20 protein-coding genes are annotated in these 20,303 nt (G+C 70.8%); 14 read left to right on the forward strand and 6 right to left on the reverse strand.

Features of this window, described 5'->3' with window-relative positions:
• Position 1: 1 nt before the first annotated feature.
• The gene (locus BM127_RS03295; protein WP_091194174.1) at positions 2-793 is read right to left on the reverse strand and encodes a hypothetical protein; all 792 of its coding nucleotides are present in this window, start codon (positions 791-793) and stop codon (positions 2-4) included.
• The gene (locus tag BM127_RS03300; RefSeq protein WP_157829661.1) at positions 777-1,757 is read right to left on the reverse strand and encodes a glycosyltransferase family 17 protein; all 981 of its coding nucleotides are present in this window, start codon (positions 1,755-1,757) and stop codon (positions 777-779) included. Before BM127_RS03300 ends, BM127_RS03295 begins: the two co-directional genes overlap by 17 nt.
• Positions 1,758-1,801: 44 nt before the next feature.
• On the opposite strand from BM127_RS03300, the gene BM127_RS03305 reads away from it, so the two are divergent.
• The gene (locus BM127_RS03305) at positions 1,802-3,091 is read left to right on the forward strand and encodes a glycosyltransferase (protein ID WP_091194179.1); all 1,290 of its coding nucleotides are present in this window, start codon (positions 1,802-1,804) and stop codon (positions 3,089-3,091) included.
• Here BM127_RS03305 and BM127_RS03310 read toward each other — a convergent pair.
• Complete coding sequence (locus BM127_RS03310) at positions 3,079-3,636, reverse strand: acyltransferase (RefSeq protein ID WP_157829662.1); 558 nt, start codon at positions 3,634-3,636, stop codon at positions 3,079-3,081. The genes BM127_RS03305 and BM127_RS03310 overlap by 13 nt on opposite strands.
• Positions 3,637-3,752: 116 nt before the next feature.
• Here BM127_RS03310 and BM127_RS22105 point away from each other — a divergent pair, with 116 nt between their 5' ends.
• A complete protein-coding gene (locus tag BM127_RS22105; protein WP_157829663.1) occupies positions 3,753-4,778 on the forward strand; it encodes a glycosyltransferase family 1 protein in 1,026 nt (341 codons plus the stop codon).
• Between the two features lie 10 nt (positions 4,779-4,788).
• Positions 4,789-5,703 carry a glycosyltransferase family 2 protein gene (locus BM127_RS03315; protein ID WP_157829664.1) on the forward strand — a complete coding sequence of 305 codons (915 nt, stop codon included), beginning with the start codon at positions 4,789-4,791 and terminating at the stop codon, positions 5,701-5,703.
• 5 nt (positions 5,704-5,708) lie between these two features.
• Here BM127_RS03315 and BM127_RS03320 read toward each other — a convergent pair whose 3' ends face one another.
• Positions 5,709-6,707, reverse strand: coding sequence for a CgeB family protein (locus tag BM127_RS03320; protein WP_231263101.1), 999 nt, complete (start codon positions 6,705-6,707; stop codon positions 5,709-5,711).
• 69 nt (positions 6,708-6,776) lie between these two features.
• On the opposite strand from BM127_RS03320, the gene BM127_RS03325 reads away from it, so the two are divergent.
• The 9 genes from BM127_RS03325 (at position 6,777) to BM127_RS03365 (ending at position 17,153) form a co-directional block, all read left to right on the forward strand.
• The gene (locus BM127_RS03325; protein WP_231263100.1) at positions 6,777-7,337 is read left to right on the forward strand and encodes an acyltransferase; all 561 of its coding nucleotides are present in this window, start codon (positions 6,777-6,779) and stop codon (positions 7,335-7,337) included.
• Complete coding sequence (locus BM127_RS03330) at positions 7,334-8,368, forward strand: RNA-binding protein (RefSeq protein ID WP_139227614.1); 1,035 nt, start codon at positions 7,334-7,336, stop codon at positions 8,366-8,368. Before BM127_RS03325 ends, BM127_RS03330 begins: the two co-directional genes overlap by 4 nt.
• Positions 8,369-8,409: 41 nt before the next feature.
• Positions 8,410-9,039, forward strand: a complete 630-nt coding sequence (locus BM127_RS03335) for an acylneuraminate cytidylyltransferase family protein (protein ID WP_231263099.1) — start codon at positions 8,410-8,412, stop codon at positions 9,037-9,039.
• A gap of 72 nt (positions 9,040-9,111) precedes the next feature.
• The gene (locus BM127_RS03340; RefSeq protein ID WP_091194195.1) at positions 9,112-11,385 is read left to right on the forward strand and encodes an N-acetylneuraminate synthase family protein; all 2,274 of its coding nucleotides are present in this window, start codon (positions 9,112-9,114) and stop codon (positions 11,383-11,385) included.
• Positions 11,376-12,452, forward strand: coding sequence for a glycosyltransferase family 4 protein (locus tag BM127_RS03345; protein WP_231263098.1), 1,077 nt, complete (start codon positions 11,376-11,378; stop codon positions 12,450-12,452). Before BM127_RS03340 ends, BM127_RS03345 begins: the two co-directional genes overlap by 10 nt.
• Complete coding sequence (locus BM127_RS03350; RefSeq protein WP_091194197.1) at positions 12,449-13,615, forward strand: O-antigen ligase family protein; 1,167 nt, start codon at positions 12,449-12,451, stop codon at positions 13,613-13,615. Before BM127_RS03345 ends, BM127_RS03350 begins: the two co-directional genes overlap by 4 nt.
• Positions 13,608-14,633: a glycosyltransferase family 4 protein gene (locus BM127_RS03355; protein WP_091194200.1), complete on the forward strand. Its 1,026-nt coding sequence runs from the start codon at positions 13,608-13,610 to the stop codon at positions 14,631-14,633. Before BM127_RS03350 ends, BM127_RS03355 begins: the two co-directional genes overlap by 8 nt.
• Entirely contained in the window at positions 14,630-15,739 is a 1,110-nt protein-coding gene (locus BM127_RS03360) for a glycosyltransferase (RefSeq protein ID WP_091194203.1), read from the forward strand. Before BM127_RS03355 ends, BM127_RS03360 begins: the two co-directional genes overlap by 4 nt.
• Position 15,740: 1 nt before the next feature.
• Positions 15,741-17,153, forward strand: coding sequence for a sugar transferase (locus BM127_RS03365; RefSeq protein WP_091194205.1), 1,413 nt, complete (start codon positions 15,741-15,743; stop codon positions 17,151-17,153).
• A gap of 16 nt (positions 17,154-17,169) precedes the next feature.
• On the opposite strand, the gene BM127_RS03370 is transcribed toward BM127_RS03365, so the two are convergent.
• The gene (locus BM127_RS03370) at positions 17,170-18,690 is read right to left on the reverse strand and encodes a tyrosine-protein kinase domain-containing protein (RefSeq protein WP_139227616.1); all 1,521 of its coding nucleotides are present in this window, start codon (positions 18,688-18,690) and stop codon (positions 17,170-17,172) included.
• 80 nt (positions 18,691-18,770) lie between these two features.
• Between BM127_RS03370 and BM127_RS03375 the strand changes: the two genes are divergently transcribed.
• Positions 18,771-19,625, forward strand: coding sequence for a nucleotidyltransferase family protein (locus tag BM127_RS03375; RefSeq protein WP_091194211.1), 855 nt, complete (start codon positions 18,771-18,773; stop codon positions 19,623-19,625).
• Positions 19,622-19,906: a PqqD family peptide modification chaperone gene (locus BM127_RS03380; protein ID WP_091194213.1), complete on the forward strand. Its 285-nt coding sequence runs from the start codon at positions 19,622-19,624 to the stop codon at positions 19,904-19,906. The genes BM127_RS03375 and BM127_RS03380 overlap by 4 nt, the downstream gene beginning before the upstream one ends.
• On the opposite strand, the gene BM127_RS03385 is transcribed toward BM127_RS03380, so the two are convergent.
• A complete protein-coding gene (locus BM127_RS03385) occupies positions 19,842-20,282 on the reverse strand; it encodes a VanZ family protein (RefSeq protein WP_157829665.1) in 441 nt (146 codons plus the stop codon). The two genes, BM127_RS03380 and BM127_RS03385, sit on opposite strands and share 65 nt — an antisense overlap.
• Positions 20,283-20,303 lie beyond the last annotated feature (21 nt).

The raw sequence follows: 20,303 nt of genomic DNA on the forward strand, positions 1-20,303 counted from the left end.
CTCAGATTCGGGTGGCCCGCTTCACCCTGCCGAGCACTCGTCTCATCCTCGAGGGGGCCGGTCGGATGTTCTCGTGGACGTAGTGGCCGGAGGTCCACGTCGCCCGAAGCCGCTGGTGGTTGCGCATCCACGCGTCGACGCGCTTCTCGAACAGCTCACCGCCGTACTCGGGATAGCGCTCTGATGCGGGGTGCGTCTCCCCGTAGATCCGCTGCCCGAACTCGGCGGCGCGGACGAGATACATCTGGTCGGAGAAGCCGTAGCCGAGCAGGAACTCGCCGTCACGGCCCGAAGACTCTGCCTCGACCATGGAGAGATCAGGCGTCCAGCTGAGGTTGGCCACGGCGATCTCCGGCCGTCGCTCGAGCAGCTCCAGGGCCGACGGGATCCAGTCCACCCGGCCGCTCGGAGTCGTGTCCCCGGAGAGGTGCAGGAGGTAGTCCGTCCGGCACAGGTAGAGGCTCACCAGCTCACTGATCGAGTACACGTAACCCCGCCCCAGGTCGTTCCTCGTCAGTCCGAAGTGGTTCAAGGCGTCAGTTGCGTGCTCGTCCACGAGGACAACCTCGTCCAGCACCCCGTCCGCCACCAGCGCTCGCCCGATGCTCAGTGCCTGATCGGGATCGTCGACGTTGTTGACGTGGACGATCCGAGCCGTGAAGTCCCAGCTGTTGTGGGAGATCACTGCATCCAGACGCGCCCGGTCGAGGATCGTGCGGTAGTCGCCCTCCCAGACCTTCGTCTCGAACGTGACCGTCGGCCCCGTCGGGCCGACCTCAGCGGCGCCCGGCATGGCGGACCCGTCCGGCCAGCTGCCTGGCGCGAAGGCGGAGGGCGCGATGGGCTGCCGCGTGCCGCAGGGTGGTCACCGTGCCCAAGCGGGTCAGGAGCGCCGCATCCTGCGACTCCATCGCGACGTGCAGCACAGCCGCATTCATCTCGCGCCACGTGAGCAGCGCCCGGGGCCGTGGACCGAACCAGTCCGGCCTCCGCGGGCGCAACCACGCATGGACCTCGCCCTCCTCGCGCTCGGACAACACGGTCAGGACACCTCGACCCACCGCATCGGCACGACCGAAGTGGTCAAGTGCCAAGTCATCCGACAGCGACAGCACGTGCTGCGCTGCCGGGACGGCAAACTGGAACTCCGTGTGGCTGAAGGCTCGCAACTTGGTCGCCAGCTGCTGTGCGTCGAACCCCATGAAGGAGAGGTGAGCACCGGGGGCCCCTCCCACGTGCGGACCCGCCGGAGTGTTGCGCAGGGCGTGGAGATCAGCCGGCAGCAGGCCCACGGGCGATGCAACGACCTTCAGCCAGGGCGTGTCGCCCTCGAGTCGCCAGTTCGCCCGTCTGTAGAACGTGTGGAGGGGCACCACGGAGACGCACTCCACGTCCGGCAGTCGCTCGAGCTGCGAGCGGCTGGGAAACTCGTCGACGTCGCCCACGAGCGCGACCGTCTCGGCGGGCATCGCTGCCAGCTCGGACCGCAGCACGCGCCGGGACAGCTCCTCGCGCTCCCAGGCCGTCGCGTCATCTGCGGCGTCGTAGGTCACGACCGTCAACCGGTCGGCGATGTCGGCGAAGCGGGCCAGGTTGTCCGTGACGTGCAGCGGCTTGGCGGCGCCGGTGAACGTGCGGGGAGACTCTGCCACGACGAAGCGGTCGACGTAGGGGGCCAGATAGTCGATGCGGAGGCGAAGGAGGTCGAGCTCGTCATTGATCGGAAACGCGTCGACGACCTGCCTCGCACGTGCCACGAGGTCGACCCTATCGATCCCGGCGCCTGCCTAGACTCCCCGACATGCCTGTGAGCCACCCTGACCCGGCCGGGAACATCGGCACGCTCACCACCCCGGGCGCCGCCCTTCCGGCGGACCCCCATGGGCGGATCAGGATCCTGTCGATCAGCCGGTGCTTCCCCTATCAGGACATCGACCACGGCGGCGGGCGCTACGTCGCCCAGCTCGCCCGAGCCTGGGAACCGTTCGCCGACGTCACGTGGGCAGTTCCCGACAATGTCGAGAACCAGCAAGCCCTGGCGCGTCCCGGCCGTCCGGAGGACGTCGTCCTCGTCGGACGATCCGGCTCACGCTCGGCGGCTTCACGAGCACTGAGCTTCGCTGCCCATCAGGCGCAGGCGCGGGTCACCCTCGGCGGTCCGACACGGCCACCGCTGACGATGGCGTCACGGCTCCTCCTTGCACCCGCGTTGCGAGCAGCGGTGCGAGACGCAGACGTCATTGACCTCCAGTGGCTCGAGTACATCCGTCTGCACCGGTTGATCCGGCGACTGAATCCTCGTGCACGCGTCGTCGGCACGTTCCACGACAGCACGGCCCAGGCCTTCACACGCTATGCAGAGTCGTTGCCGATGCCCGAGCGGGCGAGGTGGCAGAAGCACGCGAGCGACACGGCGAGGTCCGAGGCCGTGGCTGCAGGTGCCGTCGACATAGGTGTGGTGTTCAGCGAGAAGGACCGCGAGCTCGTCGATCCCGGTGGTCGCCACAACGTCGTCGTCCTGCCACCGGCCCAACAGATCTCTGGCCCGGTCGACCGCGACCCGTCTGCAGGGCCGACCTGCGTGTTCGTCGGACACTTCGGACGGCCGGAGAACGAGTCCGGCCTGCGGTGGCTCCTCGAGGCCGTCTGGCCTCTGGTCCGCTCGGAGCGGACTGACGCCCACCTCCTGCTCGTCGGCCCGGGTGCCTCCGCCGAGCTCTCGGCACTCGTGTCGTCGACGCCCGGGGTGCGGTTCACGGGCTTCGTCCCGGATCTCGGGGAGGTGCTGGGGCGTGCGTGGGTCGCCCTGTCCCCGCTGCTGCGCGGCGGAGGAGTGAAGTTCAAGACCGTCGAGTCCCTCCTGGCCGGAACGCCCACCGTGGCAACGACAGTCGGGGCCGAGGGCATCGTGCCCATGGAGTCGCTGACGGCTGTCGAGGACGACGCCGAAGGTTTCTCGCGTGCGGTCCTGCACGTGCTCTCTGACCCGCTCCGCGCCGCGCGCGAGACTGCTGCCCACCAGGACGCCCTGCAGGACTCCTACGGCTGGCCGGCCTTCGACCGACGGGTCAGGAGCATCTACTGGCCGTAGGTCCCGGCCTGGTCGGCTGACCTCGGACCCGTGGGAAGGTCCTTGATGCGCCTCGCCGGCACGCCGGCGTACAACCCGTCCGGCTCACAGTCCGAGTGCACGACCGCTCCCGCAGCCACGATGCAACCGGGGCCGATGGTCACTCCCGGGAGGACCGTCACGCCGGTCGCCAGCCAGCTCCCCCTGCCGACATGGATCTCGCCGTAGGAGATCGAGCGGCGTCGCATCTCCGGTGGGCCCACGAGGTGTCCGGAGGTGATGAACGAACACCTCGGGCCGACGGCGACGCCGTCCTCGATCACGACTGGCACGTTGCAGTCGATCATCACGTCCTCGTTGATGAAGACGTTGTCGCCCACGACAAGGTGCCGGTTGTTGATGCTCAGACCACCCAGGATCCGCGCAGCGCCGATGTGGTCACAGAACACGCGCAGCACCGCTCGGCGTAGCTGCGCCGGGACCAGCCGCGATGCCACGACCGTGCTGATGAGGTCCCACCGGCCGTTGTTCCAGAGCCGGCGCGGCAGCTCGTGTCGCTCCTTCACGAGGCCCCTCGACTCGTTCCGGAGGGGGCGGAGCTGCCTGCGTGGACCACGACATTCCTCTCGTGACGGTGCTCGGTGCGGGCTGCTGCGCACCATGCTGCTGCGAGGATATGGCCATGTCCCACCGCACCCGCGTCATCTACACGGATCCGGGTGGCCGGGGGTGGGCAACGGTCGAGCTGCTCGCCCAGCTCCTCGCCGAGATGGTCGACGCCGAGCTCGTCACCGTTCCGACCCGTCCCCGACTCGATCGCGCACGCCGCGCCACCGGCAGCCTTCCTCGACGACGGTCGTCAGGGACGTGCATCGTCATCGCCCCGCAGCCGGCCCACCTCGGGTCGCTCCTCCGGGCCGACTACCTGCTCCGCGGCTATGACCGCGTCGTCGGATGGGTGATCGACTCCTTCCTCGACGACCGGATCCCCCGAATGGCGCAGCACCGGGGTCACTACGACCAGCTCTTCATCACCGACGCCGAGCTCGTCGGCACCTGGGCCGAGCGAACGGGGGCGGAGACCGGATGGTTGCCCTTCGGCAGCAACGTCCTCGACCAACCGGACCTGCCTCGGGAGCGTCCGCTCGATCTCCTGCGAGTCGGACGACAACCGCCGGAGTGGGAGGACAACAAGGTCACGGCCGCAGCCGCGTCGCGACTCGGGCTGACCTTCAGCGGCGGCCCTCCGCTGGACCCTGATCCCCGGCTCAACCAAGCGGCGCTGACGACCGCGATGAGGTCGACGAAGCTCACGCTCTCGTTCACCAACCTCGTCAGCCCGGCCGTCTACACGCACCCGACCCGCGACTACGTGACCGGCCGGTGGACCGACGCCCTCGGCTCCGGCGCCGCAGTCGCTGGCATCGCTCCTCGGTGCGAGGCCGGCCAGAGGCTGCTCTTCGACGAGGGACTCGTCCTCCTGCCCGACACGACCCTGGACGCCGGGCTCACAGCCGTGGCCGAGGCGGTGGCCGCATGGACGCCGGCGCGGGCCGATGCCATCCACCTCCGGGCGCTGCGGACCCTGGACTGGCGCCTTCGGTTCGCGGAGCTGGCCGCCAGTGTTGGCCTGTCCAGCGCCAGGCTGGACGACGAGCTGGCGCGGTGGGAGGCCAGAATCGACACGCTCGCCGCCCGGCCTGCCTAGGGTGGCGCACATGCCCCGCGCCTCCATCGTCGTCCCGTCCCGGGGCGGCGCAGCCCGTCTCCCCGTCCTCGTCGCCTCGTTGCGGGCCCAGACCGAGCAGGACGTGGAGATGATCGTCGTGATCGACGGTGACGTCGATGACTCCGAGTCGTTGGTGCGCCGGCTGGCAGAGGATGCGCCGGTCCGGTCGATCGTCTTCCCGGAGAACCGGGGCCGCGCTGCCGCACTCAACGCGGGGTTCTTCGCTGCCGCAGGTGACGTGCTGATCCGCGCGGACGACGACCTCGAGCTCGAGGCCGACTTCGTCGAGCACCACGTGCGCCTCCACGAGGAAGCCCCGCGCGGAGTCATCGCCATGTGCCGTGACGTCTTTCCCGAGACGCCGTACGCCAGGGCGTACGGGATCGAGGCCGACGCGGCCATTCGGGCAGCCGCCTTCGAGACCTCCTCCGACCGGACCTGGGAGTGGTGGTCGGGCAACGTGTCCAGCACCCGCGACGACTTCCACGCTGTCGGGGGATACGACGAGTCCTTCCGTGCCTACGGCTGGGAGGACGTCGAGTGGGGCTACCGACTCCACCTGCTCGGACGCGACATCCTGATCGCGCCGGGCTTCACGACCCTGCACCACGGGCCGGTCACCAGCGCTGCCGAGCGGTTCGAGCGGGCGTACGCCTCGGGTGCGGCCTATGCCAAGTTCATCGAGAAACACGGAGCGGTGCTGCCGCAGGCACAGCACTCGGCCTCGCTGTGGAACACCCTGGTGGCTGCCACCTCGCGCGTGGCGAGCTCCCGCAGCGTGGGGGTCGCGGGCCGGCTCATCGACCGGCACGTCGACCGCCTGCCGCATGCGGTCGGCCACAAGGCGGTGGCGCTCGGGATCCAGGCCTCGTCCAGCGCCGGCCGTCGCCGTTCCGGTCGCTGACCGCCTCAGTCGAGCAGCTCGAGCAGCACCGACGCCCGGTGCGCGAAGGTGTGCTCCGCAAGAGTCCGGCGGCGACCGGCAGCCCTGATCGCATCACCCCAGCTGCGGTCGAGCGAGGCGCGTCGACAGAGCTCTGCGAGCTCGTCCACGTCCTGGTAGACGAGGACCTCCGTGCCGGGTTCGTAGAACTCGGAGACATCAGGCCGGTCGATGAGCTGGACCGCGCCGATGCCGCTGGCCTCGAAGGTGCGGAGCGTGAAGCCGTCCTGCGCGCCATGGATGTTGATCGTCGCGTCGGCTGCCTGCATCACCTGATGGGCATCTCCGCGGCTGAGCTCGCGTCCGCTGGGGATGTCGGGCCGGTGCAGGTCCCACGTCCGCAGCCGGTCGAACGGATGCTTGGACCAGGACCTCCCGTAGGCCACCACCGGAACCCCGGCCGCCTGGACCCGCAGCAGCAGCTCCTCGCGTTGCGGATACCTGGCCCCGGCGAACACGACGCCGCCCGTGTGCTGGCTCCCCGGCTCGAAGGTCGGGTCATAGGCGAGCGCGACGTAGCCGGCGGTCAGGCCGGCCGAGCGCAACCGGTCGGTGTCGGTGTGCGAGAAGCTGCCGACACCGCCCAGGCTCGACCACATCTCCGGCGTGAAGCGCATCGCGTCCAGCTGGTCGTAGAGCCACGTGACGTGGGGGACGCGAGCCAGGGACTCCCAGTACTGCTCACCGAGCACGTCGCCCTTGATGGTGACGACGACGTCCGGCCGGGTCCGCAGGACCGCGGCACGGGCAGCACCTCCCAGTCGTTCGGCGAGATGTGCGTCGGTCGACCGTCCCAGACGGGCCGGCAGCTCGACCGTCAGGTGGTGGCGCGCCTTCGCGACGAGACCTGCGTTCTCGTCGTAGAGGTGGTGCTCGACCTCATGCCCGGACGCCTCCAGCGCGACGGCCAACGATCGCCAGATCCCGTGGAATGCAGGGCTGACGATGAGCACCCGGGTCGGCATGCGGCCGAGTCTAGGGAGCAGGCCACTGCGGAGCGACCACCCCCGCAGGGGGTCTGCAATCATCGACACGTGCCTCGATCTCGTGCCGCCCTCCTGGCCACCATCCTGTTCCGCGCCAGGTCCGGGGCGCGGTGGCGCGTCTCGTCGTTCCTCTCGCGGCGGATCTATCCGTCGGCCTTCGGTGCGTTCGGCGCAGGCTCGGTCCTCGACCGCCCGAAGATCGTCCTGGGCGCTGACCGGATCCGGATCGGCGAGGGCTGCGTGATCGCCCGCGACGCCTGGCTCGCCTGCGAGGAAGGCGGCGGTCCGATCGACATCGGTGACGAGGTCTCGTTCGCCCCTGGTGTCCACCTGCACGCTGCAGACCCGATCACCATCGGGGCGCGGTGCTCCTTCGCCGAGTCGGTCTACGTCGGCTCGGCCGATCACGACCCGCGCGACCACGCGAGCATCCGCGGCAGTGGGCCGGTCGTGATCGGTGACGACTGCTTCATCGGCCTACGTGCTGTGATCCTGGGCGGCGTGAACGTGGGAGCGGGTGCTGTGATCGGCGCGCACGCCGTGGTGACCAAGGACGTGCCCGCAGGCGCCGTCGTGTCCGGAGTGCCCGCCAGGCAGCACGCGCGATGACCGGGCTCCACGTGCCCGCCGACCTCGAGGCGTGGCAGCGTTGGCGTGCACGGCGTACGCCGTTGCGCACCGTGAAGCGCCGGCTCCGGCCGTCCGCCGCTCCCCACCGGATGGCCTGGACCAACAGTCCCGACCCGCCCCGCGCAGCCGTGGGGGTCGCCGCGACCACTGCCAGCGGGCGGGCAGCACTCGTGGCGCCGCTGGGGCATCTCGGCGCGACACCGACCCTGGTGTACGCCGAGCAGGAGATCGGACACCTCCTCCCCAGCTGGGTGCCCGTCCCCGCTCCTGCCCGACTTCCGAGGTCCGTGCAGGTCGTGCTGGCGGATGGGCACTACCTGGGCCTGGGCCACGACCTGTGGGCCGAGGCCCGGGAGCGAGGGCTCCCCTATCTCATGGCCCAGCACGGGTTGATCACACCGCTCGCGCCTCCACTCGCCCCCGGAGGAAGGTTGCTGGCCTGGACGGCGGAAGACGGCCGCTTCTGGGGGTGCACACGCGGAGACGTGTCGTACGAAGTGGTCGGCAGCCAGCTGCTGTGGACCGCAGGCACCCGCGACGAGACAGTCGCCGGCGAGCCGTTCGCGAGCGACGGACCGGCGCAGTCGTTGACCTACCTCGGGCAAGGACACGCCGCTGAGATCTCGCGAGCACGCCTGGTCCAGGCGGCGTGGTCCACCTGTCGTGAGCACGGCGCCGTCTACCGGCCGCACCCGTCGGAGAGCGACTCGGCCTCACGTGCCGTGCTCGCGGGGTACGCCAGGGCCGGCATCACCGTGGACACCCGGGGGGTGCCGCTCGTCGACCTCACCGGCCCGATCGTCAGCGTGTTCTCCACCGGCGTCCTCGAGGCTGCTGCCCGCGGCCGTGACGCCTGGGTCGACTTCCCGCGACCTCCCGCGTGGTTGGGCGAGTTCTGGGAGCGTTACGGCATGCACCGTCTCGGCTCCTCCCCCACGCCCGCGCCTGCCCTGCCGCCGCAGGAGCCCGCCCGGAGGATCGCCGAGATCGTCACGGAAGCAGCCTCGTGACCACTCTCTGCGTGATTCCCGCTCGCGGCGGATCCAAGGGCGTGCCGCGCAAAAACCTCCTCGACGTCGGCGGCAAGCCGCTGATCGTCTGGACGATCGAGCAGGCCCTCGCGGTGACTGACCTCGACGTCGTGGTCTCCACCGACGACGAGGAGATCGCGGCGGTCGCACGCGCGGCGGGGGCGCGTGTCCCGTGGCTCCGCCCGCCAGAGCTGGCGCAGGACACCACGCCCACCGAGCCCGTCGTACGTCACGCGATCGAGCAGGTCTCTGCCGAGCGCGGCCGCCCGGACGCGGTGCTCCTCCTCCAGGCGACGTCGCCGGTGCGCCACGGTGACACCCTGGCGCGGGCGCTGGCCGAGTTCTCCGACACCGGTGTCGACTCGATGGTCGGCGTCGTCGAGCAGCCGCCCTTCATCTGGCAGGCCGGCGACCCGCCCACAGCGGCGTACGACGTCGCCGCGCGACCACGGCGTCAGGACCTCACGGACGAGACGCGTCGCTACCGCGAGACCGGCTCGCTCTACGTCACGCGCACCGAGATCTACGAGCAGCACGACAACCGTCTCGGCGGCACCATCGGACTGTTCGTGATGGCCGAGGACGAGGGCATCGACATCGACACCGAGCTCGACGTCGCCCTCGCTGTCCGCTTGTTGACCGCCCGTTGACTCGTCTCGCCACGCCGACACCGTCGGCTGGTTACGGTTGTCGCGTTCGCACCTCCACGGAAGGCCTCCGCCTTGATCATCGAGCGTGACCTCACGCCCTACGTCGTCTATTCGGGCGACCCGGTCCTGCGCGCCCTCGAGAAGATCACCGCCAACAAGGCGCGCGTCATCTTCCTCGTCGACTCGCACGGCCACCTCGACGGCGTGCTGTCCGACGGTGACTTCCGCCGGTGGGTCAGCGGTGCCGCGAGCCTCACCGTCGACGTACCTGCCCTCGAGGCCGCCAACACCTCGCCCCGGAGCCTGCCGATCGGCAGCAGCCCCGCCGAGATCTCGCACGCCTTCGGCTCGGGCATCGATCACGTCGCACTCGTCGACGAGCGCGGTCACCTCGTTGCCATCGCGATCAACCGCGCCGACGAGCTCCGCATCGGCCGCCACGTGGTCGGGCCTGGTGCGCCGACCCTGCTGATCTCGGAGATCGGCATCAACCACCAGGGCGACGTCTCCCTCGCCAAGCAGCTCGTCGACCTGTCCGTCGAGTCCGGCGCCGACATCGTGAAGTTCCAGCTGCGCGACATGGAGTCGCTCTACCGCCAGGGTGCCTCCGGCTCCGGCGGCGAGGACCTCGGGCCGCAGTACACCCTCGACCTCCTCGCGAAGTACAACCTCGAGGCCGACCAGCTCTTCGAGGTCTTCGACCACTGCCGCGACGTCGGCATCGACCTCATGTGCACCGCGTGGGACCCGGTCAGCGTCGACCGCCTCGTCGACTACGGCGTGCCGTCGCTCAAGGTCGCCTCGGCCGACATGACCAACCACGCACTGCTGCGTCACATGGCCGCGAGCGGCACCCCGATGGTGATCTCGACCGGCATGTCCACCGAGGGAGAGATCCGCGAGACCGTGGACCTGATCCGCGGCACCGGGGTCGCGCACGCCTTCCTCCACTGCCAGTCGACCTACCCGGCTCCCTTCAAGGACGTCAACCTCGCCTACCTGACCCGGCTCGCCGAGCTCACCCAGGCACCCGTCGGCTACTCCGGCCACGAGCGCGGCTTCCACATCGCCCTCGCCGCGGTCGCCCTCGGCGCCCGGATCATCGAGAAGCACTTCACCATCGACCGTGAGCTCGAGGGCAACGACCACAAGGTCAGCCTGCTGCCCGGGGAGTTCAAGGAGATGGTGCAGCGCGTCCGCGAGGTCGAGGAGGCGCTCGGCACCTCTGCCCCCCGCGCCGTCTCCACCGGCGAGATGATGAACCGCGTCAACCTCGCCAAGTCCCTCGTCGCCACCCGTCGGATCGAGGTGGGCCAGGTCCTTGCCGACGCCGACATCGACATCAAGAGCCCCGGACGCGGGCTGCAGCCCAACGCCTACGACAAGCTCGTGGGCCGCACGACCACGCGCGCGCTCGAGGCCGGCGACTTCTTCTACGCCACCGACCTCGGCGATGCCGCCCCCAAGGGTCGGGCGTACGACTTCCGCCGACCGTGGGGCCTGGCGACGCGCTACCACGACATCGAGGCGATGACGCGGGACACGACTCCCGACTTCCTCGAGTTCCACTTCTCCTACAAGGACCTCGACCTGCCGCTCGAGGAGGTCTTCGCGCCCTACCCCGACGGACTTCCGATGGGGTTCACCACGCACTCCCCCGATCTCTTCGCCGGCGACTTCCTGCTCAACCTCGCGTCCGAGGACGACGAGCACTGGGAGCGGTCGATCCGCGAGCTCCAGCGGGTGGTCGACACGACCCGCGAGATGCAGCAGTACTTCCTCAAGCGCGCGGACGGGAAGGCCGACGCCCAGGGGCCGGTCATCGTCGCCAGCCTCGGCGGCTTCACCACCGACGCCTTCGTCACTCCGGCCGAGCGCGAGGCCATGTACGCCCGCGTGGCCGCCGGACTGGCCCGCGTCGACGACTCCGGCGTGCGCCTCTGCGCCCAGACCCTGCCGCCCTACCCCTGGTACATGGGCGGCCAGCTCTACTGCAACCTCTTCGTCGACCCGCGCGACACCGCCGAGTTCGCCGAGCGCCACGACCGGCGCCTCTGCTTCGACGTGTCCCACTCCAAGCTGTCGGCCAACTACCTGGGCATGTCGTTCGCCGACGCGACCGACCTGCTGGCACCGCACACCGAGCACCTTCACCTCGTCGACGCGACCGGCGTCGACGGCGAGGGCGTCCAGGTCGGCGACGGCGAGATCGACTGGGCCGTGCTGGCGCAGCAGCTCGACGCGATGTCCCCCGGGGTGAGCTTCATCCCGGAGATCTGGCAGGGACACGTCAACGACGGAGAGGGCTTCTGGATCGCCCTGGAGCGGTTGGAGCAATGGTTCTGACCGCACCCACTGCCCTCTGGGTGGTCCCGGTCAGCGACCTGGCCGGGGTGGCGCGTCACGTCCTCGATGTGTCGCGCGTCGGGCTGCCGGGGTGGCGGCTCGTGTTCTTGGCCCCGCCCGGCGACCTGCCCGGCAGGCTGCGTGAGCTCGGCGCCTCGGTCGTCGAGGGGCCGTTCGGCCCTGCCCACGGACTGCGTGCATCGGTCGCGACGCTGCGCGAGGCTGTACGCCGCGAGCGGCCGGCGGTCGTGCACAGCCACCTGTCGTACGCCGACATCGTCGTCGCGCTCGCCGTGGGTCGCGGACCGCGGCTCGTCACCACCGAGCACGGCATCGCGCGCGACGACGTGGTCTACCACCGCTCCACGACCAGGGCGCGGGTGATGGCGGCCGCCCACACGGCGCGGCTCAGGCGCTTCGCCGCGGCGATAGCGGTGAGCGAGGCGACGGCGGACGCGATGGTGGAGAAGTGGCACCCACGGGTGCGGCCCACCGTGATCCCGAACGGGGTGGACGTGGTTGCGACGCCCGCGCCGCTCGCACCTCGAGCACCCAGCGGAGGCGTGCGGGTCCTGTCGTTGGCGCGGCTCTCGCCCGAGAAGCGACTGCCTGCTCTCGTCGACGGGTTCGCCGAGCTCCGGCGCACGCACCCCGAGGCGCGCCTCACGCTGGCCGGCACCGGGCCGGAGGAGGCAGCGCTGCGCGCCCAGGTCTCCCGCCTCGGCCTGACCGAGACCGTGTCCATGCCCGGCTTCGTCGATCCCGCGAAGGCGATGGCCGAGCACGACGTCCTCGCCATGCTGTCGGTCTGGGAGAACTGCTCGTACGCCCTCCTCGACGCGGCCGGACGGGGGATGGGCGTCGTCGCGAGCGACGTGGGCGGCAACCCGGAGATCCTGCCGGGCACCTCGCTGGTCAGCGCCGAGGACCCGCACGCAGTCGCGGCGGCCCTTGCCGCCCAAGCCCTCGACGTGACCGAACGCCCCGGCCTCGACGACTGGCCCAGCGTGAGCGACATGTCCGCGCGCATCGCGGAGACGTACGCCTCGATCGGCGCCCCGCGATGAGCAGGACCGACACCCCCTGGAACCTCCCGGACCGCACGATCGCCCGCGCCCTCGAGGCCGACCGCGAGATCCGGATGACGGACTTCGCGCTCATGGCGCTCCTGCCGCTGCGCTCGGTCGAGGTCGCCGGCTACCCGATCAACGAGTTCGCCATGGCTGCGCTCGTGGGGCTGTGCCTCTTCCGCCCGGCCCTCGGCGGCGCCAGGCTGCCCAGCGTCGTCGTCCTCCTGCTGGGGGCACTGCTGGCCCTGCTGCTCTACTCCGGGATCGCCAACGAAAGCATCGGCGACGATGTCGACTGGGAGCGCCGGGTCGGCCACGTGGGCATCCTCGCCGGCCTGATCTGGGCCGGCGGGACCGGTCGCCTGTCGCTGCGATCGGTGGGCACCGGTCTCGCCACCGGGCTCATCGCCGTGATCGCCCTCGGTGCGGCCCAGGTCGGAAGCAGCGCCTACGCCGGGCGGCTCACCGGGTTCCTCGCGGACCCCAACGCCGGCGCCTACTTCATCGCCGTGCTCGGCACGCTGGCGATCTTCTACTGCGACGACCGCACCAAGGTGCGACTGGCGGTGGCCGTCCCGATGGTCGTCGGTCTCGCCCTCACGTACTCCCGCACCGGCCTGCTCGCGGCCGCGTTCGTCGTCGCGTGGTTGCTCGTCGGTCGACGGCTCGGCCCGGTGACCGGCGCCGCCCTCGCGGCCTTGCTCGTCTGGTTGGTCAACAACATCCCGCAGAGCCTGACCACGTTCGGACCCTTCTCCGACCGCTCCGGCAGCGACAACCTGCGCGAGCGCATCATCGCCCAGGAGCGTCTCGAGCTGGCCGGTGCGCCGTGGTACGGCAACGGCCCCGGCGAGGCCACGGTCAGGATCCGCGACCTCGAGTTCTTCTTCCACAACAGCTATCTCGCGACCCGTCAGGAGGGCGGATGGCTGGCGCTCCTCCTCGTCCTCGCACTCATGGCCTTCGCGTTCCTGCGGCTGACGACCTTGGCGAGGCAGGGCGACCTCGTTGCCGCCAGCGCGCAGGCGGCCCTCATCGGCGTCGCCGTCATGGCCATCACGCTCGGCGAGGTCTTCCTCGACACCCCGATGGCCGTCGCCGTCGCCCTCGCGCTCGGCCACCGGTTGCGTGCCGAACCTGACGGACCACCCGATGCATGAGCGCATCCACCTCGCCGCCAACAATCCCGACCTCGGCGGCGGCGAGCAGATGCTGATCCGCACTGCGGCCGCGCTCGTCTCGCTCGACCGTCCCGTCACGGTCGTCGCCCCGGACGCCCCCACGGAGGTCCTCGACGCCGCGGCCGGCGTCGGCGCCGACGTGGTCGCGATCCGCGCCGACGGGCGACGGGACTACCTGCAGCGACTGCGGGAGTGGGACCGGCGCGAACGGGCCGGCCTGCTGTGGTGCCACGGCCTCGTACCGTCACTGGCCACCTCCGGTCGTCCACGGCGTCTCGTCCACCTCCACCAGCAACCGCGCTCCCTCGCCCAGGAGGCGGCGCTGCTCCCGGCGCGGCTCAGGAGCGAGCGCACCCTCACCCCGTCGGCGTACCTCTCCTCCCGCGTCCGCCACTCCTCGGTCTTCGCCAACTGGACCGATGACGTCGCCCGTCTGCCGTCGCCGTCGGCGATCGGTCGTGTCGGCTTCCTCGGTCGCCTGTCGACCGACAAGGGCCTCGACCTCGTCGCGCGGGCGATGGCCACCTCACCTGCGGCAGCGGGCATGCAGCTCGTCGTCGCCGGTGACGACCGGTGGGTTCCCGACGGGCAGCGGGACGCCGTCATCGACGCGATGTCCGGACTGGGTGATCGGGTCCACCGGCTGGGTCGCGTCTCCCCTGCCGAGTTCTTCGCCGAGATCGACCTCGCGGTCCTCCCCAGCCGGGTGGCCGAGTCCTTCGGCCTCGTCGTCGCCGAGGCGATGGCCGCCGGCATCCCCTTCGTCATCTCCGACGCGGGAGCGCTGCCCGAGGTCGCGGGTCCCGACCACCCGTGGGTCGCGCGGGCCGGCGACGCCGACGACCTGGCGCGGGTCATCGAGCAGGCCCTCGCGGCCACCCCGGACGACGTGCGCGTCGTGACCGATCGTGCGCGCCTGCGTTGGGAAGATGACTACTCCCCGCAGGCCGGCCGGTCTCGGGTGGAGCGACTGCTGGAGGAGCTGGGGGTGACATGAGCCGAGCGGCTGTGGCCATCGCCCACGACTACCTCACCCAGCGCGGCGGCGCCGAACGCGTCGTCCTCACCCTCATGAAGGCCTTCCCGCAGGCCGCCGTGCACACGACCCTCTTCGACCCGGACGCCACCTATCCCGAGTTCGCCGCCGCCGACGTGCGCACGTCGCCGATCAACCGCTTCGCCACCCTGCGCCGCGACCACCGCCTCGCCCTGCCCGTCCTGGCGACCGCGGCGTCGCGGATGCGGATCGACGCGGACGTCGTCGTCGCCTCCAGCAGCGGCTGGGCCCACGGCTTCGAGACTCCCGGCCGCACGGTCGTCTACTGCCACAACCCGGCGCGCTGGCTCTACCAGACCGATGAGTACCTCGGCGGCTCCGCGTGGCGCTCCCCCCTCGGTCCGCCGATGCTCGCTCTGCGCCCCTTCCTCAAGCGGTGGGACCGCCGTCAGGCCGAGCAGGTCGACGTCTACCTCGCCAACAGCCGCGTCGTGCAGCGACGGATCGCAGCGACCTACGGACGCGACGCCGAGCTGCTGCCGCCCCCGCACGGGATGGATGCCTCGGCTGCGCGCGAGGCCGTCCCCGAGATCGCGTGCTGGGAGCCGGGCTATGCGCTCGTCGTCTCCCGGCTGCTGCCCTACAAGAACGTCGACGCCGTCATCGAGGCCGTGCGCGGCACGGGCCGGCGCCTCGTCGTCGTGGGCCGCGGGCCGGAGGAGGCGCGGCTGCGCGCGACCCTGCCCGACAACGTACGACTCCTCGGCGGGCTCAGCGACGCGCAGCTGCGGACGGTGTACGCCGGCGCGGGCGTCCTCGTCGCCGCGAGCCACGAGGACTTCGGGCTGGCGCCCCTCGAGGCCGCCGCGTTCGGCGTGCCGGCCGTCGCCCTGCGCGGCGGCGGCTTCCTCGAGACGGTGCTCGAGGGCGAGACCGGGCTCTTCTTCGACGCGCCCACCCCGGACCACATCACCGCCGCCCTGGACATCTCCGATCGCCAGACGTGGGACGGTGACAGACTGCGGGCCCGGGCCGAGGAGTTCGGCGAGACCCGCTTCATCGAGAGGATCCGTGCGATCGTGCGCGACGCAGGAAGGTCGACCTGACGTGCGACCCGAAGGCGTCAAGCTCCTGCCGTGGCTGGTCGGCGGAGTAGACCTCGTCATGATCGCGATCGCCACGGTCATGGCGATCCGGTTCCGGCTGACACTCCCGATCTTCGACTCCGCCGGCGACGTCCTCGAGAACACGGCCCTGGCCAGCCTCTTCTTCATCGGCACCTGGCTGGTGCTCCTCGCCTTCTTCGGCGCCTACGAGCGCGAGATCTTCGGCGCCGGCACCGAGGAGTTCAAGCTCGTCGTCAACGCCTCCTTCTTCACCGCCGCGCTGGTCGCCACGATGGCCTTCCTCATGCAGTACCCGCTCTCCCGCGGGTTCTTCGTGCTTTTCTTCCCTCTGGGAGTCCTGTCGCTGATGGTCGGGAGGCTGCTGTCGCGACGCACCATCCAGCACCTCCGGATCGCCGGCCACTTCAACGAGAAGGTCCTGCTCGTCGGGACGCCGGGCTACATCGGCGAGATCCACACGGTGCTGGCCCGCGAGTCGTGGCTCGGCTACCGGGTGATGGGCTGCCTGGTGCCGCGCGACTACGCCGGTCTCGAGGTCACCTCGTCCGGGATCCCGGTCCTCGGGCTGATCGACGACGTCCGCGCGGTGGTCGACGAGCACGAGCCCGACATCGTCTTCTTCACTGCAGGCGCAGTCAGCTCCTCCACCCAGCTGCGGCGCCTCGCCTGGGAGCTCGAGGACAACGCCCACGTCCAGATCATCGTCGCCCCCAACGTCACCGACGTCTCCAGCGAGCGCATCCGGATCCGCCCGGTCGCCGGCCTCCCCCTGATGCACCTGGGCCGGTCCCGCTCCACCCTGGCGACCAACGACGCCAAGCGTGCCTTCGACATCGTCGGCTCCCTGATGATCCTCGCCCTCATCTGGCCCCTGCTGCTCGGCCTGATGCTCTGGATCAAGCGCCACGACGGAGGTCCGGCGCTGTTCCGCCAGACCCGGGTGGGTCGCCTGGGCGAGGACTTCACCTGTCTCAAGCTGCGCTCGATGTCGATCGACGCCGAGGAGCGACTGGCCGAGATCGAGGCCCGCGACCACGTGCTCTTCAAGAGCCACGACGACCCGCGCGTCACCCGGCCCGGACGCTTCATCCGCCGCTTCTCGCTCGACGAGCTGCCCCAGCTCTGGAACGTCGTACGCGGCGACATGAGCCTCGTCGGCCCGCGCCCGCCGCTGCCGTCCGAGGTCGAGAAGTACGAGGACGACATGCTGCGGCGGCTCAACGTGCTGCCCGGGATGACCGGGTTGTGGCAGGTCTCCGGGCGCTCCGACCTCTCGTGGGAGGACACGGTGCGCCTCGACCTCTACTACGTCGACAACTGGTCGATGGTGCAGGACGTGCTGATCCTGGCGCGCACGGTCAGCGCCGTGCTGGCCAGCCGCGGGGCCTACTGAGGCTCGCGGGCGCCGGTCAGGACGTGCCGGCCTTCTCGGACGCGGACGGCTTCTCGGCCGTGTCCACCTTCTCCACCTTGTCCACCTTGGCGGCCTTGGCCTTCGCCTCCTTGCGGCGACGGCCCTTCCCGGCCGTGGAGTAGGCCTCACGCGAGGTGTACTCGGCGCGGTAGCCGCCGTAGCCCCCGTAGCCGCCGTAGCCCCCGCCGTAGGCGATGGCCGACGCGCCCTTGACCGGCGCCTTGTTGAGCACGACACCCAGCAGGCGGCTGCCGACCTGGTCGAGGATCCGGCGGCAGCTCTGGCTCTGCTCGATCTGCGTCTTGCCGGCCGCCTGGACGAGCAGCGCGCCGTCGCAGAACGCGGAGAGAAGGCCGGCGTCGGTCACCGGCAGCAGCGGCGGCGCATCGAGGATGACGAGGTAGTCGTGGGCGAGGTCGTCGATGAACTGCTTCATCCGCAGCGACCCGAGCAGCTCGCTCGGGTTGGGCGGGATCCGCCCGGCCGGGAGCAGGCTCAGGTTGGGCATGCCGGAGTCGATGATGACGTCGCGGATCTCGACGTCGCCGGCCAGCGCCTGGGTGAGACCGACGGCACCGTCGACCTCGAAGGTCGTGGCGATCATCGGCCGACGGAGGTCGGCGTCGATGAGCAGGACCGGCGTGCCGGCCTGCGCGACGAGTCGGGCGATGTTGGACGAGACGGTCGACTTGCCCTCACCGGCGAGGGCCGAGGTCACCACGATCTTGCGGGGCTCGTTGTCGACGTCGACGAAGCGGAGGTTGGTGCGCAGCTGCCGGAAGGACTCGGCAGCCTTGCCGAGGTCGCCACGCACGCCGCGGTGGCTGCGCCCGAGCGAGTCCTCCTTGGGGATGATGCCCAGGACGGAGGCACCGGTGGCCTCCTCCACGTGCTTGGTGGTGCGGATACGCCGGTCGATGAGACGGCGGCCGATCAGGAAGGCGTACGCCAGGCCGAGCCCGCCGAGCGCGCCCTTCATGGCCGCCGACTCGTAGTTCGGGGTGAAGGGTGCTCCGGGGAGCTGCGCCTCCTCCAGCGGGATGATCCGCGTGAGCGCCGGCTCCTTGGGGTTCTCCTCGCCGGTCTCGATCTCCTGCGCCACCACCACGACCGCGTCCACGACCGCATTGGCCAGGTCGCGTGCCTCCTCCGGGGTGGTGCCGATCGCGGTGACCGTGAGGGCATTGACATCCGCGTCGACGGACGCGGAGAACCGACCTGCGATGGCCTCCGGAGGGACGTCGAGGTCGAGGTCCTCGACGACCTGCGCCGCCACCGGCGTCTTGGAGACGAGGAAGGCATAGAGGTTGGCCTTGTCCTCGGCAAGCTGTGCGTTGCCCTGCTCCTCGCCGGCCGTCGCGGCGTTGCCGACGCGGACCAGGCCCGACGAGGTGGCGGAGTAGAGCACCGGGTCGCGGGTCGTCTTGGCGAGCATCAGCGCGGCGCCGAGGATCGTGCAGCCGATGAGCACCCACACGTAGGCGCGACTCAGCCGTACGAAATCCCCAAACGTCATGCCCGCGAGTCTAGGCGGTGCACCACCGCCGACCATGGGAATGCGCGATACGCGTGAACGGAGGCTGGCACGATGAGGGCATGACCGGCGAGGCGGAGCGGATGGCACCGATCGCCGCGCGCGTCCACCTCGCCCACGCCGTCGTGCAGAAGCTGGCTGAGAACCACGGCATCGACCTGCTCCACCTCAAGGGGCCCGCCGTGCTGCCCGGCCTCCGCGCCGAGGGACGTCACTCGAGCGACGTCGACGTGCTGGTCCGTCCCGGACACCTGTTCCGCCTGATCGGCGCGCTGGAGTCGGTCGGCTGGGAGCAGCGCACGACCTTCGCGACCGGCTCCGTCTTCGCCCATGCCGCCAACTGGTGGCACGACGACTGGGGCTGGGTCGACGTGCACGTCAGCTGGCCGGGCGTCACGCTCGACGCCGAGGACGCCTTCGACGTGCTCGCGCGCGGCGCCGTCCAGCGCTCGATCGCCCACCGCGACTGCCCCGTTCCCGGGCGCACCGCCCAACGCCTGATCCTGGTGCTCCACTCGGCACGCTCGGGCGGGACCGCCGACGTCGACCTCGCCTGGGAGCAGGCCGCGCCCGAGGAGCAGGATCACGTACGCCGGCTCGCCGCCGAGCTGGGCGCCGACGTCGCCCTCGCTGCCGGCATCGGCGAGCTCGAGCTGCACCGCAACGACCCGACGTACGCCCTGTGGCACCACTTCGTCCACGGCGGCAGCCGGTGGCACGAGTGGCGGGCCAGGATGGCCGCCGCACAAGGGGCGCGGGCGAAGGCGGAGCTGCTGACCTCCGCGATGCGCGTCAACCGTGACCACCTGCGGATGGAGCTGGGCCGGCCGCCGACGCGGCAGGAGGTGCGCGCGCGACAGGTCAAGCGCGTACGCCGGGCCGTGGGCGAGCTCTCCGAGCGGGTGAGACGCTCATGACCCGCTTCCGGATCGCCGACGACGTGGCGTGGGTCAGCCAGGAGGACCTGGACGGTGGCGACGTCCCCACGGCCTACCTCACCCGGCTGCCTGGAGGACCGCCCATCCTGCTGGAGGGTTCCGGGTGCGTGGTCTGGCTCGCGCTCTCCGAGGGCGGGACCATGGAGGAGATCATCGCGGCAGCGGCCGCGATGTCGGACTCGACGGTGGAGGAGATCAGCGCCGACGTGGCCGAGCTGGTCGACCAGCTGGTGGCGATCCGCGTCGTCGCAGAAGACTGACCCCGACGGCGCCGATCAGCGCGCCCAGCGTGTTGGCGACCACGTCGTGCCAGTCGCCGACCCTCGCCAGCCACTCCCACTGCGCCAGCTCGATGAGGCCGGAGGTGAGGGCCGCGGCGGCCACCACCCACCACCAGGCCGCCCGCGTGAGGACCACGGCGAGCGCGCCCAGCGGCACGAAGAGCACCACGTTGAGCAGCCAGCCGTAGTGCTCCGGACCGACCCAGTGCGGCGCGATCGGCCAGTCGTAGCGGAACCGGTCGTAGAGGTCGACGGTGAGGCGGTTGAGCTCCCACCCCCACGGCCCGGTGACGACCACGCCCAGCGCGACGACGTAGGCGACCGTCAGGGCGGCCAGGAGACGGGAATCGCGCAACCAGCCCACGTTGCCCACCCT

The organism is Nocardioides alpinus, assembly GCF_900112035.1.
GTDB classification, from domain to species: domain Bacteria; phylum Actinomycetota; class Actinomycetes; order Propionibacteriales; family Nocardioidaceae; genus Nocardioides; species Nocardioides alpinus.

Bases quoted from the DNA above. Each gene is read 5' to 3' on its own strand.
- BM127_RS03295 (WP_091194174.1), bottom strand. From the start codon at position 793: ATGCCGGGCGCCGCTGAGGTCGGCCCGACGGGGCCGACGGTCACGTTC.
- BM127_RS03330 (WP_139227614.1), top strand. From the start codon at position 7,334: ATGACCGGGCTCCACGTGCCCGCCGACCTCGAGGCGTGGCAGCGTTGG.
- BM127_RS03315 (WP_157829664.1), top strand. From the start codon at position 4,789: ATGCCCCGCGCCTCCATCGTCGTCCCGTCCCGGGGCGGCGCAGCCCGT.
- BM127_RS03360 (WP_091194203.1), top strand. From the start codon at position 14,630: ATGAGCCGAGCGGCTGTGGCCATCGCCCACGACTACCTCACCCAGCGC.
- BM127_RS03305 (WP_091194179.1), top strand. From the start codon at position 1,802: ATGCCTGTGAGCCACCCTGACCCGGCCGGGAACATCGGCACGCTCACC.
- BM127_RS03380 (WP_091194213.1), top strand. From the start codon at position 19,622: ATGACCCGCTTCCGGATCGCCGACGACGTGGCGTGGGTCAGCCAGGAG.
- BM127_RS03370 (WP_139227616.1), bottom strand. From the start codon at position 18,690: ATGACGTTTGGGGATTTCGTACGGCTGAGTCGCGCCTACGTGTGGGTG.
- BM127_RS03355 (WP_091194200.1), top strand. From the start codon at position 13,608: ATGCATGAGCGCATCCACCTCGCCGCCAACAATCCCGACCTCGGCGGC.
- BM127_RS03345 (WP_231263098.1), top strand. From the start codon at position 11,376: ATGGTTCTGACCGCACCCACTGCCCTCTGGGTGGTCCCGGTCAGCGAC.
- BM127_RS22105 (WP_157829663.1), top strand. From the start codon at position 3,753: ATGTCCCACCGCACCCGCGTCATCTACACGGATCCGGGTGGCCGGGGG.
- BM127_RS03320 (WP_231263101.1), bottom strand. From the start codon at position 6,707: ATGCCGACCCGGGTGCTCATCGTCAGCCCTGCATTCCACGGGATCTGG.
- BM127_RS03375 (WP_091194211.1), top strand. From the start codon at position 18,771: ATGACCGGCGAGGCGGAGCGGATGGCACCGATCGCCGCGCGCGTCCAC.
- BM127_RS03350 (WP_091194197.1), top strand. From the start codon at position 12,449: ATGAGCAGGACCGACACCCCCTGGAACCTCCCGGACCGCACGATCGCC.